This window comes from Streptomyces djakartensis (assembly GCF_014651075.1).
GTDB lineage: Bacteria > Actinomycetota > Actinomycetes > Streptomycetales > Streptomycetaceae > Streptomyces > Streptomyces djakartensis.
The window spans coordinates 384,862-400,482 of the sequence record NZ_BMWE01000001.1; the positions used below are offsets into that span (position 1 = coordinate 384,862).

The window sequence follows — 15,621 nt, forward strand, 5'->3', positions numbered from 1 at the left end:
CCGCACCGCACGGACACGGCGCCACAAACCGTCCGGGCAAGTGAACGAACGTTATCTCCAGCATCCCGTACCCGGCAGTTTCGCAGCGTGGAGCGAGGGGGAAATCACACGGTGGGACACGTTCGCCGCGCACCGTTCCGAGCTCTCGCGGCCTGAGCGCCGCACTCTCGCGCGGCACTCGGGCCGCGGCGGAACCAAGCGCAAGGGGAGCCGCGACGAGGTCGCCGTACCGCCGCTTCACCCGTCAAGCACACCGGCGGCGCGGCTCTTCGGCGAGGGCACGCGGGACACGCAGGGCACGCACAGCACGCAGGGCAGGCACGGCGCACCAGCGGGGAGCTCGGTCGCTGCGACAGGGGACCCCGTCGCATCACTGGCGTCACACCCGCCCCACGCCGCGCCCCGTCCCCTCGGCTCACGCGGCTCGCGCGTTCCTCGCCGGCCGTCTTCGCAGCTGCTTTCCACGAGGGCACACGGGGGGCGACCGTCCTCCCGCGTGCCGACAGGAGGTCGGCCATGAAGGTCACCGGGGTCGCTCTGCCCTTTCTTCCGTACTGCCGGCGCCTGCTGCCCAGCCGGCTGGCGGGACTCTCCGTGGCGCTGCTGAAGGCCACCGCCCTGGAGATCGCGATCCTGGCCGGGCATCTCCTCCTCTATCCCTCCGGCATCGCCCAGGAACGACGGGCCCCCGCCCCGGCCCTGCCCGCGGACGGCGCCGCTCAACTGCCCAGCGAGGCCAAGCCCCCGGTCGTCCTGCTGCACGGCTTCATCGACAACCGCTCGGTCTTCGTCCTGCTGCGCCGCAGCCTCGCCCAGCACGGCAGGCAGCAGATCGAGTCCCTCAACTACTCGCCTCTGACCCGCGACATACGCGTGGCGGCCGAGCTGTTCGGCCGGCACATCGAGGAGGTCTGCGAACGCACCGGCGCCGAGCGGGTGGACGTCGTGGGACACAGCCTCGGTGGCCTGATAGCGCGTTACTACGTGCAGCGGCTCGGCGGAGACGCCCGCGTCCGGACGCTGGTGACACTCGGCACGCCGCACTCCGGAACCCGAGTGGCGCCCCTGGCCGACGCGCACCCCATCGTGCGCCAGATGCGCCCCGGCTCACCGGTGCTCGAGGAGCTCACCCGGCCGGCGCCGGGCTGCCGCACGCACTTCGTGGGCTTCTGGAGCGACCTGGACACCGTGATGGATCCGGTGGAGACGGCCCGCATCGACCATCCCGATCTGACGGCCCAGAACGTGCACGTGACCGGCATCGGCCATCTCGCCCTGCCCGTACACCCCACCGTCGCCAACGGCATACGACAGATCCTCGACACGGCCCGCCCGGGCGAACCGTCCACCGGCCACGCCGACGGTCTGACCGTGGCCTGAAACCGGCCACTCCCCGGCCCGCCGACTCGGCCCGCCGACTCCTCATACAACCGACGCCCCGCGCCGCAGACCCATTCAGCCTCGAACAAACTTCGAACGCAAGGCCAAGCCCGCGCCCGCAGTCCGCCAAAACACGGCCGAATGCCCGTTTCCTGCGTGGGCGAAACCTGCCGAAGATTGTCGCGCCCGCGTACCGCCGGGTACAGTCGCCGCACTGCTCTGGCAGCCCCTGTTGTCGAGGCGAAAGAGAAGTTGGTGAACGACCGTCACCCGTCGGGGACCCTGCCCCCGGCTTCGGCTTCCGACGCCGACTCGGCGCACTATGCGCCGTACGGCACCCAGGAAGCCCAGTACGGCGACCTCACCACGTACGGCGACTACGCCGCCACTGGTTTTGACACCACCGGCACCGACGGCGCCGGTTTTGGCCCCACCAGTCACGCCACCGCCACCTTCGCCGCCGACCCCCTCTTCGGTGATATGCCGGGCAGCGGCCACGACACAGGCACGTACGACACCGGCCACTGGCCCACCGGCACCCACGAGAACCCGCACTACGACGCGTACGCGGCCCAGCACCACGCCGCCTACGACACCGGCGTGTACGACACGACGAGCTGGACGACCGGGCAGCCCCTCCCGGTCATCCCGCCGCAGGCCACCTCCCCGGACTCGACCGGGCAGTGGGACACCGGCGCCTGGCACCAGCCCGACCGGTCGGCCGATCCGGCCGACCGGACCCAGCAGTGGGAATGGGGCACGCAGACCTTCGACACCGGCACCTACGACGCCACCCAGTGGAACGTCGACGGCGCCGCGGCACCGGCTCCCGAGGCGTACGAGCAGCACGCTGAAACCTTCGACCAGCACGAGACGGCGACGTTCGAGCAGGTCGCGTTCGACGAATCCACCGGGGCGGTTTACCACGAGCCCGGCACGGAGGACGGAGAGCCGGCCACGACCGGCGAACCGGCCACCGCCGCCCCGCTCCTGGACGGCCAGGAGGAAACCGCCTCGGCCACGCCCACCCGGGCGGCCTCGCGCGCCGCGTCCCGTTCCCGTCGCCGCACGCCCCCCAAGCGCTCGGCGCTGATGACCATCGCGGTGCCCTCCGCGTGCGTGATGGGCGTCGCGGGAATCGCCGCCGCCTCCGTCGGCAGCCTCACCGAGGACAGCGCCGCCGAGGCGCAGACGACCGCGGCGGACGCCCAGCCGGTCAAACCGGCCGCCGCCAACAACAAGCTCGACACCCAGCTGCAGAGCCTCTCCGCGAGTGCCGACGACTTCGCGGACCGGGCCAGCCGAACGCAGGAGCGCATCGACCTCAAGGCCCAGCAGGCGGCCGAGCGGAAGCGCGCGGCGGAGGAGGCGGCCCGCAAGGAGCGGCTGCGTCCGAAGTTCGCCCTGCCGGTCGCCCGCCACGGACTCAGCGCGCAGTACGGCCAGTCCGGTATCAACTGGATGTCGCTGCACACCGGCATCGACTTCCCCGTGTCGTACGGCACGAGCGTGATGGCCGCGACCGACGGCACCGTCCGTACCCAGTGGAACAGCGCGTACGGCAACATGCTGATCCTGACCGCGAAGGACGGCACGGAGACGTGGTACTGCCACCTCTCCACCTACACGGTCCCCTCCGGTACGACCGTGAAGGCCGGCGATCCGATCGCGCGCTCCGGAAACTCCGGCAACTCGACCGGCCCTCATCTGCACTTCGAGGTACGCCCGGCCGGCGGCTCGCCGATCGACCCGCTCCCGTGGCTGCTCAGCCACGGCATCGACCCGAGGTAACGCCACGGCGCCCCCGCTCGCGCGAGCGGGGGGCCGGCCGTCCTCCCGGCTAGAGCTTCTCCACCGGCGCGTAGCGCAGCAGCAGCCGCTTCGGCTTGGTGTCCCCGAAGTCGATCGTCGCCTCGGCGTTGGCACCCGTGCCCTTGACCGCGACGACGGTCCCGAGCCCGAACTGGTCGTGTGTGACCCGGTCACCGACCGCCAGTGCCACGACCGGCTTCTCGGACGTCCGGCGCGTGGCGAACCCGGACGCGCCCGAGGCCGACGAACGCGAGCGGGACGACGACAGCGAAGCCGCCACCGCCGAGACCGGCCCGGAGGACGCGGGCGCGGTCGCTCCCGTCCGCTTCCACTCCAGGTGGGCCGGCGGGATCTCCTCCAGGAACCGGGAGGGCGGGTTGTACGAGGGCTGGCCCCATGCGCTGCGCATCGTCGACCGCGTCAGGTACAGCCGTTCCCGCGCGCGTGTGATGCCGACGTACGCCAGGCGCCGTTCCTCCTCCAGCTCCTTGGTCTGGCCGAGGGCGCGCATGTGCGGGAAGACGCCGTCCTCCATGCCGGTCAGGAAGACGACGGGGAACTCCAGGCCCTTTGCGGTGTGCAGGGTCATCAGCGTGATGACGCCGTCGCCGTCCTCCTCGTCGGGGATCTGGTCGGAGTCGGCGACCAGCGCGACCTGCTCGAGGAAGTCGGCCAGGGTGCCCCCCGGGGCGGCAGCCCCTGGTGTCTCCGCGGCCTCGCCGCGCTCCTGCTCGAACTCCATGGCGACGGCGGCGAGCTCCTGGAGGTTCTCGATCCGGGTCTCGTCCTGCGGGTCGGTGGAGGCCTGCAGCTCGGCGAGGTACCCGGTGCGTTCCAGGACGGCCTCGAGCACCGTGGCCGGTCCGGCGCCGGACTCGACGATGGTACGGAGCTCCTCCATCAGCGTGTTGAACCGCTTGACGGCGTTGGTGGAGCGCGCGGCCATGCCGTACGCCTCGTCGACGCGCTTCAGGGCCTGCGGGAAGCTGATCTTCTCGCGCTGGGCGAGGGCGTCGATCATCGCCTCGGCGCGGTCGCCGATACCCCGCTTGGGGACGTTGAGGATCCGGCGCAGCGGCACCGAGTCCTCGGGGTTGGCGAGCACGCGCAGGTAGGCCAGGACGTCCCGGACCTCCTTGCGCTCGTAGAAGCGGACACCGCCGACGACCTTGTAGGGCAGGCCGACGCGGATGAAGACCTCTTCGAAGACACGGGACTGGGCGTTGGTGCGGTAGAAGACGGCGACATCGCCGGCCTTCGCCTCGCCCGCGTCGGTCAGGCGGTCTATCTCGTCGGCGACGAACTGCGCCTCGTCGTGCTCGGTGTCGGCGACGTACCCGGTGATCTGCGCGCCCGTGCCCGCGTTGGTCCACAGGTTCTTGGGGCGGCGGGACTCGTTGCGCTCGATGACCGCGTTGGCCGCGCTCAGGATGGTCTGCGTGGAGCGGTAGTTCTGCTCGAGCAGGATCGTCGTCGCGTCCGGGTAGTCCTCCTCGAACTGGAGGATGTTGCGGATGGTCGCGCCGCGGAAGGCGTAGATCGACTGGTCGGCGTCGCCCACCACGCACAGCTCGGCGGGCGGCACGTCGTCCGGGCCGGGCGGGACGTCGACCGGGTGCTCGGAGGTGCCGACGAGCTCGCGGACGAGGGCGTACTGCGCGTGGTTGGTGTCCTGGTACTCGTCCACCAGCACATGGCGGAAGCGGCGGCGGTAGTGCTCGGCGACGTCCGGGAAGGCGCGCAGCAGGTTGACCGTCGTCATGATCAGGTCGTCGAAGTCGAGGGCGTTCGCCTCGCGCAGGCGCGACTGGTACATCGCGTAGGCCTGGGCGAGGGTCTTCTCGAAACCGTCGGTGGCCTGGGCGGCGAAGTCCTCCTCGTCGATCAGCTCGTTCTTCAGGTTGCTGATCTTGGCGCTGAACGACTTGGGCGGGAAGCGCTTGGGGTCGAGGTCCAGGTCGCGGCAGACCAGGGCCATCAGGCGCTTGGAGTCGGCCGCGTCGTAGATGGAGAAGGACGACGTGAAGCCGAGCTTCTTGCTCTCCCGGCGCAGGATGCGCACGCACGCGCTGTGGAAGGTCATCACCCACATCGCGTTCGCGCGCGGGCCGACGAGCTGCTCGACGCGCTCCTTCATCTCGCCCGCGGCCTTGTTGGTGAAGGTGATCGCGAGGATCTGGCCCGGGTGCACGTCCCGCTCGGCGAGCAGGTGGGCGATGCGGTGGGTGAGTACACGGGTCTTGCCGGAGCCGGCGCCGGCCACGATGAGCAGCGGGGAGCCGGAGTGGACGACGGCGGCGCGCTGGTTGTCGTTGAGCCCCTCCAGGAGGGCGGCGGTGTCCACCGCGGGGCGCGGGGCGCCGTCCCGGTAGTGGGTGTCCCGGTCCGGCGGCATGTCGAACTTCCCGCCGAACAGGTCGTCCGGGATCGGCTCCGGAGCGTGATCGTCCTCGGGCGGCGGCGGGGGCTCGTCCGCGGGACCCCGCTGGGCCTGGAGGCTCGCCAGGAAGTTGTCGTCAAAGAGGCTGCTCATCGCTCTCCGAGTCTAGGGCGCCCCACTGACAGCCCGCCGCCCCCCTGAGGAATCACCGGAAGATCCCCAATCGTCACCCCGCAGAACCGCGTGATCACACCCCGCGACGACCGTCACAAACATGGGCGATTCGTGACCAGTGCCCTGCGATTGATCACTCTCGGCGACTTTTCCGCTAGAGGTCACGGAAATGTATCGGGCATTTCACCCATCAACCTTCACAGGGGCCACACGAGTTGGCTACCGTGCGGGCAGGCCGCACGACCCCCACCGGCGAACCTCGCCGGGCCGCGCGGCCTCCGCCGAGTCCGGCGTGCCGCAGCGGCAGCCGGAGCCGGGGACCCAACCGAGAACTTGGGGTGAATCGGCCCGACTCCCTTCCGGAGGCGGCCGTAGGGCAACCCTTCCGAACCACCCGCCCGAACCCGACAGCTAACCCGGTAGGCGGAACATGGAAGGAGTCGCCTCCCTTGGCGTCGCACCGCAAGTCGCGTCCTACGGGTTCGCGCGTGGCAGGCATACGGACCCCCGCCCTGGCAACGGCGGCCCTCACCTCCGTGGCACTGCTGTCCCAGTCGGCCAACGCCGCCCCCGAGGCCGACGGCAAGCCCAGCCTCGAGGAAGTCGAGAAGAAGGTCGGCGACCTGTACCGCCAGGCCGAGTCGGCGACCGACAAGTACAACGCGGCCAAGGAGAAGACCGCGAAGCAGCGCAAGCGCGTCGACACCCTCCTCGACGACGTCGCACAGCGCACCCAGAAGCTCAACGAGGCGCGGGAGGAGCTGGGTTCCTTCGCCGCCGCCCAGTACCGCACCGGCGCCTCCGCCCCGGACACCGCGACCTTCCTGCTCGCGGACACGCCGCAGGACTACTTCGACCAGACCCAGCTGATGGACCGGATGACCGGCCGTCAGAAGGTCGCCGTCGACGACTACGTCACGCAGCAGTCCGAGACGATGGAGAAGCGTCAGGAGGCCACCGAGAGCCTCGAGACGCTCACCGAGTCGCAGAGCGACCTGAAGACGGCCAAGGCGACCGTCCAGCGGAAGCTCGCCGACGCGCGCGAGTTGCTGTCGAAGCTGACCGCCGAGGAGAAGGCGCGGCTCGCGGCGATCGAGAAGGAGAAGCAGGAGGAGGCGGCCCGCAAGGCCGCCGAGCTGGCCCGGCAGCAGGCCGAGCAGCAGCAGGCCGAGCAGCAGCAGGCGCAGGACGCGGCCGCCCAGCAGCAGGAGAGCTCTTCCTCGTCCTCGGGCTCGTCCGCCTCGTCACCGGCCCCGGCCCCGGCCGACTCCTCGTACGCCACCAAGGCCGACAAGGCGCTCGCCTTCGCCCGGGCCCAGATCGGCAAGCCGTACGTGTGGGGCGCCGTCGGCCCGGGCTCCTACGACTGCTCCGGCCTCACTCAGGCCGCCTGGAAGGCCGCGGGCGTCACCCTGCCGCGCACGACCTACGACCAGGTCAACGCCGGCACCACGGTCCCGCTCTCCCAGGCTCAGCCCGGTGACCTGGTCTTCTTCTACGACGATGTCACCCACGTGGGCATCTACATCGGCAACGGCATGATGATCCACGCGCCGAAGCCCGGCACCTACGTGCGCGAGGAGTCGATCTACTACGACGGCGAGTCGTCGATCCACAGCGTGGTGCGGCCGGCCTGAGAGGTCCCGTCCCCGGGTGAGGCGCACGCGCGCGTAGCGGCGCTCGCGCGTTTTTCCGGTGCACCGCGCGCGTGCCCCGCCCGGAACGCGCGCGGTGCCTCCTAGCATCGGCACCATGCCCGCCCCCTCGTCCGCCGCCGCCTGGTGGGAACAGCGTGCGCCGGCGGCCGGTGCCGCCGTGCTGGCGACCGCCACACTGCCGGTCGGTCTGGATCTCGCGGGGTACGAGGTCCTCTCCCGTGTCTTCCTGGGCCTGGCCTGCGCGGCCTGGCTGATGCTCGCCGCGGACTTCACCCTGCGGCTGCTGCGGGCCGGGGCGCGGTGGCGGATCCATGTGCGGATGCCGTCGGTCCTCGACAGCATGGCGACGGCCGCTCTCACCACCGTCGCCGCGACGGCCGTCGTGGGCACCGGCTTCTCGTCGGCCGGCTCGCCGCCCCTGGCCGCGGCGCTGCTGGTCATGGCGGTACTGCTCTGGCCGGTACCGCTGGCCCTGCCCCCGCAGGGCCAAGAGCGGCGCGGGCCCGGGGCGGTGTTCGCGCGCTGTGTCGCCACGCAGGGGCTCGCCGTGCTCGGCGCCGCTCTCGCCGCGGCCGAGTCGGCGGCCTGGCTGGCGCACGCGGCTCTGGTGCTGTTCTGGCTGGGGCTCGTGCTGTACGCCCTGGCCCTGGCCCGTTTCGATGTGCGGCAGGTGGCCGAGGGGCTCGGCGACCACTGGCTCGCGGGCGGGGCGCTCGCCCTCTCGGCGCTGGCCGGTGCGCAGCTGCTCATCGCCGACAGCGCGCGTCTGTACCTGTGGAACGACGACGACCGCGGCGTCCTGCGCACCGCGACCGTCACGCTGCTCGTTCTCGCGCTGGCCTGCTACACCGTCCTGCTCGCCGCCGAGTTCACGTGGCCCCGGCCCCGCAACGACATCCGCCGCTGGGCCACCGTCTTCACCTGGGCCGCCTCGGGGGTGGCGGCACTGGCCGTGGCGGCCGCTCTGGACGCCGGGTGGCTCGACGGCCTCGGCGAGGCGTTGCTGTGGGTCGCGGTGGCGGCGTGGCTGTGTGCCGCCGCCCGGACGGTGGCCGCCGGCCGGGCGGGCGCCCGGTCCGGGCCGGTCAGGTCCAGAGCACGGCGATGAAGACGTTGGCCGTGGTCAGCGCCCCGACCAGGCCGAAGAGGCCCTTGTCCACCTTCTCCTCGTCCCGTTTCACGTAGACCAGGCCGAGGATCACGATCAGCAGGGCCAGCTTCACGCCGATCTTCATGTTGTTCACGGACTGGTCGTCGGCCTGGTTGAGGCCGACCAGGATCACACCGGTGACCAGCATCGTCAGCGCGCCGTGCAGCATCGCGGGGGTGTACCGGGCGGTGCCCTCGCCCATCGCCTTCATCTGGGTGAGGAAACCGCCGAGGAGCGACGCGATGCCGATGATGTGGAGGCCGACGAAGAGGTGGATGAGTACGTCCATGAGGCCGGAGCCTAATCAGGGGTTCAGGAGCCGCCCGACACCGGCCCACCTCATGCATATATGCGCCCTATAGCATCCGGCTGCCCTCGTCCGTGCCTGATTCGGCGCATCGGTCATCACGCTGAGTCAAGACGACGACGCCGGGGCGAGGTCGCGGCCACATACGGTCACGGCCGGTCCTCTCGGGACAGTTCCGCGCACCCGCCGCCGCCCCGCCGCGGCGAGGTTTAGCGTCCTCCTCCAGGTGACCGGCTCCCCACCGCCGCCCGGGCCAGGGGCGGCAGTCGGGCACCACCGCCGAAAAGGTCCGGCGGCGGCCCCGTTCCCCTGTGCGGGCCGCCGCCGGACGCGCAGGCCGCCTGTCCGCTCCCCGGGCGGCCCCGCGCACCCACCCCGGCGGTCGAGGAAAGGACGTGGCTCCTAGGTGGCAGCGCACCGCAAGCCCCGCCGGCGTTCCGCGAGCGGCAACACGGCCCGTACGGCCGCCACGATCGCCCTCGCCGGCGCGGCGACAGCGACGGGCTTCGACGGCACCGGACACGCGGACCCACAGCTCACCCCCGGCCAGGTCAAGGCCAAGGTGGACGAGCTGTACCAAGAGGCGGAAGCCGCCACCGAGAAGTACAACGGCGCGAAGGAGAAGGCCGAGGCAGCCCGGGAACGCCTGAAGGACCTGCAGGACCGGGCGGCCCGTAAGGAGGAACGGCTCAACACGGCCCGCGACGCCCTGGGTTCCGTCGCCGCCGCACAGTACCGCGGCGGCGGCATCGACCCCGCGCTGCAGCTCGCCCTGTCCGACGACCCCGACCGCTACCTGCAGAACGCCGAGTTCCTCGAGCGGACCGGCAATCGGCAGCAGGCCGCCGTCGCGGGCGTACGCAAGCAGCTCCGGGAGATCGAGCGGCTGCGCGGCGCCGCGCACATCGAGCTGACCTCCCTGACATCGCGGCAGACGGAGCTGCGGCGGCACAAGAAGACGATCACCGGCAAGCTGGGCTCCGCACGCCGGCTGCTCTCCCGGCTCACCGTGCAGGAACGTGCCGCCTTCGGCGAAGCTCCGGGCACGGACCGCGCCTCACGCTCGGCGGCTGCGCGTGACGGCTTGGCCGGCCCCGGGTCCGTCGGCTCGCAGGCGCCCAACTCCCGGGCGGCCGCCGTGGTGGCCTACGCCTACCAGAAGCTCGGCAGCCCCTATGTATGGGGTGCGACCGGTCCGGACGCCTTCGACTGCTCCGGCCTCGTCCAGGCCGCCTACCGCTCCGCGGGCGTCTCGGTGCCCCGCACGACCTACTCCCAGATCGACGCCGGCCGCCGTGTATCCCGCTCCGAACTCCTCCCCGGCGACCTGGTGTTCTTCTACGCCGGCATCAGCCACGTCGGCATCTACGTGGGCAACGGCCGGATGATCCACGCCCCGAACCCCTCCGCCCCCGTACGGGTCGCTCCGCTCGACGAGATGCCGTTCGTGGGCGCGACGCGGGTGGTGTGAGAACTGTCCGGCGGCAGCCGGTGGGGCACTGTCAGTCGACGGCGGCCATGAAGTCCAGCATCCTCCGGTTGACCTCCTCCGCATGGTCGGTCTGCGGCCCGTGGCCGGTGCCGGAAATCTCAGAACCCTGATGCCGTCGAAGACGCCCCGCCTGAACTCCTCCGGCAGGCACAGGAAGCGGCACTGCTCGAGCCCGCATGAAGAGGTCTGACATGAGTGACCGGAGGCCGGCAGCCGTTGAGCTGCGGACCGCCCGACTGCTGCTGAGCCGCCCAACGGCAGCCGATGTCGACGCGATCTTCGCCGTCCACAGCGACCCTGGGACGTGTACCCACAACCCGTCCGACGCGCTCGCCCGGTCAGAGGAAGCGGAGGCGCTCTACCGGCGTTGGGACGACCAGTGGCAACGGTACGGCTACGGATACTGGGTTGTCCGGCACCACGGTTCCGCTCAGCAGCTCGGATTCTGCGGAGTCAAGCCCATGGAACTGCACGAGGCCCCCGTCCTGAACCTCTTCTACCGATTCGCCACCTCGGCCTGGGGCCAAGGCTTCGCCGGTGAAGCCGCAGCCGCGGTCGTCACCTGGGCGTCCCATCACCAACCCGGCCTTCCGCTGATCGCCCGCGTGCGACCGGCCAACGTCGCCTCTCAGCGCGTGGCGATACGCGCCGGGCTCAGCCGAGCACAGCATCTCGACACCGAGGGCTACGACGGCTTCGACTGGATCTACATGGCCCGGCACGAACACGCGAACCAACGGGACGGCTAGGACCAATCAGACCCGCCGACGGCCAGCGGGGTCACACCAGGCGGCGAGCCGTCGCCCAGCGCGTCAGCTCGTGCCGGTTGGAGAGCTGGAGCTTGCGCAGAACGGCGGAGACGTGCGACTCGACCGTCTTGACGGAGATGAACAGCTGCTTGGCGATCTCCTTGTACGCATAGCCCCGGGCGATGAGCCGCAGTACCTCGCGCTCGCGCTGGGTCAGGCGGTCCAGGTCCTCGTCGACCGGCGGCGCGTCCGTGGAGGCGAAGGCGTCGAGGACGAACCCGGCCAGTCGCGGGGAGAAGACCGCGTCGCCCTCCTGGACCCGGAAGACGGAGTCGACGAGGTCCGTGCCGGTGATCGTCTTGGTGACGTATCCACGGGCTCCGCCGCGGATCACGCCGATCACGTCCTCCGCCGCGTCCGACACGGACAGGGCGAGGAAACGGACCGGCCGCTCGGTGTCGGCCATCAACGCGGCGCAGCGGCGCAGTACTTCGACTCCGCCGCCGCCGGGCAGATGCACGTCGAGGAGGACCACCTCGGGCCGGGTGGCGGTGATGACCGTGACCGCCTGGTCGACGTCGGCGGCCTCGCCGACGACCTCCACACCGGTCTGCTCGGTCTGCCCGATCTCGGCCTGGACGCCCGTGCGGAACATGCGGTGATCGTCCACGAGGACCACACGCACACGACGCCCTCCGGTGCCGCCGCCCGACTCCGCGGGTCCGGTCGCCTCCGCCGGTCCCGCCGTACCGTTCGCCTCGGTCGGCTCGCTCATGACGTCTTCTCCGCCCTCTCCATCTCCAGCTCGACCTCCGTGCCGCCGTCCGGCACCGCGCGCAGCCGCGCCGTGCCTCCGTTGCGCTCCATGCGGCCGATGATCGATTCTCTGACACCCATCCGGTCGGCGGGTATCGAGTCGAGGTCGAATCCGGGGCCGCGGTCCCGGACGGACACGAAGACCGTCTTCCCCTCGACCTCGGCGTAGACCTGCACGGCGCCGCCCTCGCCACCGTACTTGGCGGCGTTCACCATGGCTTCCCGCGCGGCTTGCATCTGTGCGCCGATCCCCTCGTCGAGCGGGCAGTCGCCGACGACCACGACCTCGATGGGCACGCCGTGCTTGTCCTCCACCTCGGCCGCGTTGCGCCGCACCGCCTCGGCGAGCGTGCTGGGCTCGTCGGCCTCGTCCTTGCCGGTGCCCTCGGGTTTGTACAGCCAGGTGCGCAGGTCGCGCTCCTGGGCGCGGGCGAGACGGCGCACCTCGTTCGCGTTCTCCGCGTTGCGCTGGATCAGGGTGAGGGTGTGCAGGACCGAGTCGTGCACATGGGCGGCGACCTCCGCGCGCTCCTGGGCGCGGATACGCATCAGGCGCTCCTCGGAGAGGTCCTGCGTCATGCGCACGAGGTAGGGCCCGGCGAGGAGCGTTATGCCGACGAGGACCGCGAGGGCCGCCTGGAGGACGGAGCCGAGGTGGGCCGCGGAGCCCTGCAGGACGAAGATGCCGGAGACACCGGCCGTCACCAGCAGCACCCCGCCCCCGGCGCGCAGCAGCGTGACCGTGCGCCGGTGGCGGCCGACCTCGACCCAGCGGGCTCGGCGGGCGTTGTCCGCCTGCCGCCAGACCAGGGCGACACCCGCTCCGACGAGCACCGCCGGCCAGAGGTACGCCCTGGCACCGCCGCTGAGGTTCACGTTGCCCACGAAGACCATGGCCACGACGACCATGAGGAGCAGGGCCACGATCTGGCCCCTGTCGGGTCTGCGGGCGACGAGCCTGCGGCGGCCGTCCGGTGCGGTCTCCGTGGCCACCGGCGACGGCGGCTTCTGCGCCTCGACCCCGCCGACTCCGAGCGGCACGAAGAACCAGAACGCGGCGTACAGCAGCGCGCCGAGGCCGTCGGCCATGAAGAGGCCGACGAAGACGAGCCGCACCCAGATCACCGGCAGCCCGAGGTGCCCGGCGAGCCCCCGCGCCACCCCGCCGAGCCAGCGTCCGTCACTGCTGCGGTAGAGCTTGCGCGGCGGCCGCGGTCCGGCGAGGGGCGCTGCTGCGGCTTCCGACATGCCACTGATGGTCACACGGCCGGAAGCCGGGAGCATCAGGGTCGGCCCCGGAGACTCCCCTGATCTCCACCGGCCCGCCCGTCGAACGTTTCCCGCGCCCTCCCTCAGGGCCGATATCAGGGTCCGGCCAGGGTCGTTCGGGCTCCCGCCGCGCCGCCGCGCCCGTCACCATGGACCCATGACCGACCACGAGCACGCCGCGACGGGTCCGGGACCCGGCTCCGGCCCGCGCCCCACTCCGGGCGCCGGGCCGCAGGATGCCGCGCCCGCCGCGGGAGGAGGGAGGGGTCCCGAGACGGCCGGTCCGGCCGCGGAAGACCCCCCTCCCGGGCCGCCCCACAGCTTCCGGCGCGACCGCAGCCACAAGGTCCTGGCCGGCGTCTGCGCCGGGCTCGGACGGCAGTGCGACATGGACCCGGTGATCTTCCGGATCACCCTGGCGGTGCTCTCCGCCACCGGCGGCATAGGCCTGTTCTTCTACGGCTTCGCCTGGCTGTTCGTCCCGTACGACGACGAGGACGAGAACGAGGTGCGCAAGCTCCTGACCGGCCGTGTCGACGGCCAGGCACTGACGGCCGTGCTGTTCGCCCTGGTCGGCTGCGGGGTGTTCCTGACCCTGCTGAACAACGGCGGGGTGCTGGCCTTCGCCGTCGTCCTCTCCCTCCTCCTCGCCGGGGCCGGTTACTGGTCCCGGCAGCGCGGCGCCCCCAGCCCCGACCCCCTGGCGGCGCAGGCGGTCGCCGACGCCCCGCCGGAGCCGAAGGCGCCGCCGGTCCCCGCCGCGTTCCCCTCCTGGTGGCGCGACCCCGTGGTCAAGGACGGCAAGCACGTCGGGGGCACGGGCTACCTCTGGGGTCCACGCGACCACCGCGATGCGGATGTCGCGGCAGCCATCAACATCGGCCTCGGCGTCGTGTCCGCCGACCGCACCGACGTGCCCGCCCCGCGCACCCGGCCGCCCGGGCCGCGCGGTCCCCGCCGGATCGGCGGCTGGGTCTTCCTGCTGGCGGTGCTCGCGGGTTCCCTGGGCACGAGCCTCACCTGGGACCAGCACCCGCTCGGCACCAGCCTGCAGACCGGCCTGGCCTGTTCGCTCGCCGTCCTGGGGCTGGGCATCGCGGTCAGCGCCTTCCTGGGACGGACCGGCGCGGGCTCGATACTCCTGGCGGTCATCACGGCCGGACTGCTCGCCGGATCGGCGGTGCTGCCCAAGGACATCGGCACCCAGTGGAACCGCACGACCTGGCGGCCCGCCACGGTGGCGGACGTACGGCACCAGTACGACCTGGGCACCGGCGTCGGCACCCTGGACCTGACCCGGCTGGACCTGACGGGGAGACAGACCGTGACGACGCGTGCGGCCGTGGGCGTGGGCCGGGTGAAGGTGCTCGTCCCCGAGGGCATGACCGTCCGGCTGAGTGTCGACGTGGGGGTCGGAGATCTCCAGCTGCCGGGCGACGACGCGAAGGACGTGGACGTGAAACCGGGCCGGCACAAGGAGACGACCCTTTCCCCTGCCGGGAACGCCGAGAGGTCAGGGACCGTCGACCTGGACCTCCAGGTCGGCGTGGGACAGGCGGAGGTGACCCGTGCTGCGTCATGAACTCCAGCCCGGAAAGCTGGTCGCGGGCGCGGTCCTCACCCTGGCGGGCGTCCTCTACGCCGGTGACGCGGGAGGCGCCTGGGAGACCCCGTGGTTCGTGGCGATACCCCTCGTCACCGGCGGATTGTGCCTGGCCGGGGCGGTGGCGTTCGTGACGGGGCTCATACGCCGGCGACGCGAGGCGGGCCGCACGGCCGCCGATGAGCCGGGCCCGGACACGGCCTGCTGACGGCAGGCCTCGCCCGCCCGCTGCCGCTACCCGAGATCCCCCGCCCGCCGCCGTCGTCGCGACCGCAGGGCGGCGTCCAGGGAGAGCACGGGGGCGCCCGCGAGAACGAGGGGGATCCAGGCCATGAGGTAGGCGAGGTCGTTGCCGTAGTAGTACGGGTCGGAGGCCCAGCTCACGGTCAGCCACAGGCTGAGGGAGATCAGGGCGCCGCCGAGTGCGGCCAGTCGGGTGAGCAGCCCGACCAAGGTGCCGATGCCGACGGCCAGCTCACCGAGGGCGATGGCGTAGCCGAAGCCGACGGGGCTCTTCAGGGAGAGGTCGACCAGGGCGGGGATGGCGGAGGAATCGCGCACGGCACGCATCATGTCGCCGATCGATCCCGCGCCGGAGTCCTTCATGAAGGCACTGTCGGTGAGTTTGTCCAGGCCGGCGTAGATGAAGGTGACCCCGAGGAAGAGGCGCAGGGGAAGGAGGGCGTAGCGGCCGGCGGTTGCCCGCCAGCCTCCGTCCTCATGGAAGCCGGTGGTGTACGTGTCCGTTCGCATACCGTGAGTCATCGCTGCTAGCCGCCTCTCGCCCGCCGGTGCCGAGACCCCCTCAACAGACCATACGTACGACGAACG

General features: G+C 71.6%; 13 protein-coding genes and 1 riboswitch. Of the genes, 8 read left to right on the forward strand and 5 right to left on the reverse strand.

Features of this window, described 5'->3' with window-relative positions; translation table 11 throughout:
- Positions 1-516: 516 nt before the first annotated feature.
- Both IE212_RS01750 and IE212_RS01755 read left to right on the forward strand, forming a co-directional pair.
- Positions 517-1,380 (forward strand): esterase/lipase family protein, encoded by an 864-nt coding sequence (locus tag IE212_RS01750; RefSeq protein WP_190195862.1) that lies wholly within the window; start codon positions 517-519, stop codon positions 1,378-1,380.
- A gap of 255 nt (positions 1,381-1,635) precedes the next feature.
- Positions 1,636-3,171, forward strand: coding sequence for a M23 family metallopeptidase (locus tag IE212_RS01755; protein ID WP_229863983.1), 1,536 nt, complete (start codon positions 1,636-1,638; stop codon positions 3,169-3,171).
- 49 nt (positions 3,172-3,220) lie between these two features.
- Here IE212_RS01755 and pcrA read toward each other — a convergent pair whose 3' ends face one another.
- Positions 3,221-5,725: a DNA helicase PcrA gene (pcrA, locus tag IE212_RS01760; RefSeq protein WP_190195864.1), complete on the reverse strand. Its 2,505-nt coding sequence runs from the start codon at positions 5,723-5,725 to the stop codon at positions 3,221-3,223.
- A gap of 290 nt (positions 5,726-6,015) precedes the next feature.
- Positions 6,016-6,187: riboswitch (cyclic di-AMP (ydaO/yuaA leader) on the forward strand.
- Between the two features lie 8 nt (positions 6,188-6,195).
- Between pcrA and IE212_RS01765 the strand changes: the two genes are divergently transcribed.
- Together IE212_RS01765 and IE212_RS01770 are read left to right on the forward strand one after the other, a co-directional pair.
- Positions 6,196-7,383: a C40 family peptidase gene (locus tag IE212_RS01765; protein WP_190195865.1), complete on the forward strand. Its 1,188-nt coding sequence runs from the start codon at positions 6,196-6,198 to the stop codon at positions 7,381-7,383.
- 115 nt (positions 7,384-7,498) lie between these two features.
- Entirely contained in the window at positions 7,499-8,512 is a 1,014-nt protein-coding gene (locus tag IE212_RS01770; RefSeq protein ID WP_190195866.1) for an SLAC1 family transporter, read from the forward strand.
- Here the strand turns inward: IE212_RS01770 and IE212_RS01775 are convergent.
- The gene (locus tag IE212_RS01775; protein WP_190195867.1) at positions 8,490-8,843 is read right to left on the reverse strand and encodes a hypothetical protein; all 354 of its coding nucleotides are present in this window, start codon (positions 8,841-8,843) and stop codon (positions 8,490-8,492) included. The genes IE212_RS01770 and IE212_RS01775 overlap by 23 nt on opposite strands.
- A 424-nt stretch (positions 8,844-9,267) precedes the next feature.
- On the opposite strand from IE212_RS01775, the gene IE212_RS01780 reads away from it, so the two are divergent.
- Positions 9,268-10,332, forward strand: coding sequence for a C40 family peptidase (locus IE212_RS01780; RefSeq protein ID WP_190195868.1), 1,065 nt, complete (start codon positions 9,268-9,270; stop codon positions 10,330-10,332).
- 212 nt (positions 10,333-10,544) lie between these two features.
- On the forward strand, positions 10,545-11,102 hold the full coding sequence (locus IE212_RS01785; RefSeq protein ID WP_190195869.1) for a GNAT family N-acetyltransferase: 558 nt from the start codon (positions 10,545-10,547) through the stop codon (positions 11,100-11,102).
- 31 nt (positions 11,103-11,133) lie between these two features.
- On the opposite strand, the gene IE212_RS01790 is transcribed toward IE212_RS01785, so the two are convergent.
- Positions 11,134-11,877, reverse strand: a complete 744-nt coding sequence (locus tag IE212_RS01790) for a LuxR C-terminal-related transcriptional regulator (RefSeq protein WP_190195870.1) — start codon at positions 11,875-11,877, stop codon at positions 11,134-11,136.
- On the reverse strand, positions 11,874-13,166 hold the full coding sequence (locus tag IE212_RS01795; RefSeq protein ID WP_190195871.1) for an ATP-binding protein: 1,293 nt from the start codon (positions 13,164-13,166) through the stop codon (positions 11,874-11,876). Before IE212_RS01795 ends, IE212_RS01790 begins: the two co-directional genes overlap by 4 nt.
- A 178-nt stretch (positions 13,167-13,344) precedes the next feature.
- Here IE212_RS01795 and IE212_RS01800 point away from each other — a divergent pair, with 178 nt between their 5' ends.
- Complete coding sequence (locus tag IE212_RS01800; protein WP_190195872.1) at positions 13,345-14,769, forward strand: PspC domain-containing protein; 1,425 nt, start codon at positions 13,345-13,347, stop codon at positions 14,767-14,769.
- On the forward strand, positions 14,756-14,998 hold the full coding sequence (locus IE212_RS01805) for a hypothetical protein (RefSeq protein WP_190195873.1): 243 nt from the start codon (positions 14,756-14,758) through the stop codon (positions 14,996-14,998). Before IE212_RS01800 ends, IE212_RS01805 begins: the two co-directional genes overlap by 14 nt.
- Before the next feature lie 26 nt (positions 14,999-15,024).
- Here IE212_RS01805 and IE212_RS01810 read toward each other — a convergent pair whose 3' ends face one another.
- Positions 15,025-15,555 carry a DoxX family protein gene (locus tag IE212_RS01810; protein WP_190195874.1) on the reverse strand — a complete coding sequence of 177 codons (531 nt, stop codon included), beginning with the start codon at positions 15,553-15,555 and terminating at the stop codon, positions 15,025-15,027.
- Between the last annotated feature and the right edge of the window lie 66 nt (positions 15,556-15,621).

What these genes read in the sequence shown, in the direction of transcription:
- IE212_RS01795 (WP_190195871.1), bottom strand. Translation starts at nt 13,166, where the DNA reads ATGTCGGAAGCCGCAGCAGCGCCCCTCGCCGGACCGCGGCCGCCGCGC.
- IE212_RS01750 (WP_190195862.1), top strand. Translation starts at nt 517, where the DNA reads ATGAAGGTCACCGGGGTCGCTCTGCCCTTTCTTCCGTACTGCCGGCGC.
- pcrA (WP_190195864.1), bottom strand. Translation starts at nt 5,725, where the DNA reads ATGAGCAGCCTCTTTGACGACAACTTCCTGGCGAGCCTCCAGGCCCAG.
- IE212_RS01785 (WP_190195869.1), top strand. Translation starts at nt 10,545, where the DNA reads ATGAGTGACCGGAGGCCGGCAGCCGTTGAGCTGCGGACCGCCCGACTG.
- IE212_RS01810 (WP_190195874.1), bottom strand. Translation starts at nt 15,555, where the DNA reads ATGACTCACGGTATGCGAACGGACACGTACACCACCGGCTTCCATGAG.
- IE212_RS01770 (WP_190195866.1), top strand. Translation starts at nt 7,499, where the DNA reads ATGCCCGCCCCCTCGTCCGCCGCCGCCTGGTGGGAACAGCGTGCGCCG.
- IE212_RS01800 (WP_190195872.1), top strand. Translation starts at nt 13,345, where the DNA reads ATGACCGACCACGAGCACGCCGCGACGGGTCCGGGACCCGGCTCCGGC.
- IE212_RS01790 (WP_190195870.1), bottom strand. Translation starts at nt 11,877, where the DNA reads ATGAGCGAGCCGACCGAGGCGAACGGTACGGCGGGACCGGCGGAGGCG.
- IE212_RS01775 (WP_190195867.1), bottom strand. Translation starts at nt 8,843, where the DNA reads ATGGACGTACTCATCCACCTCTTCGTCGGCCTCCACATCATCGGCATC.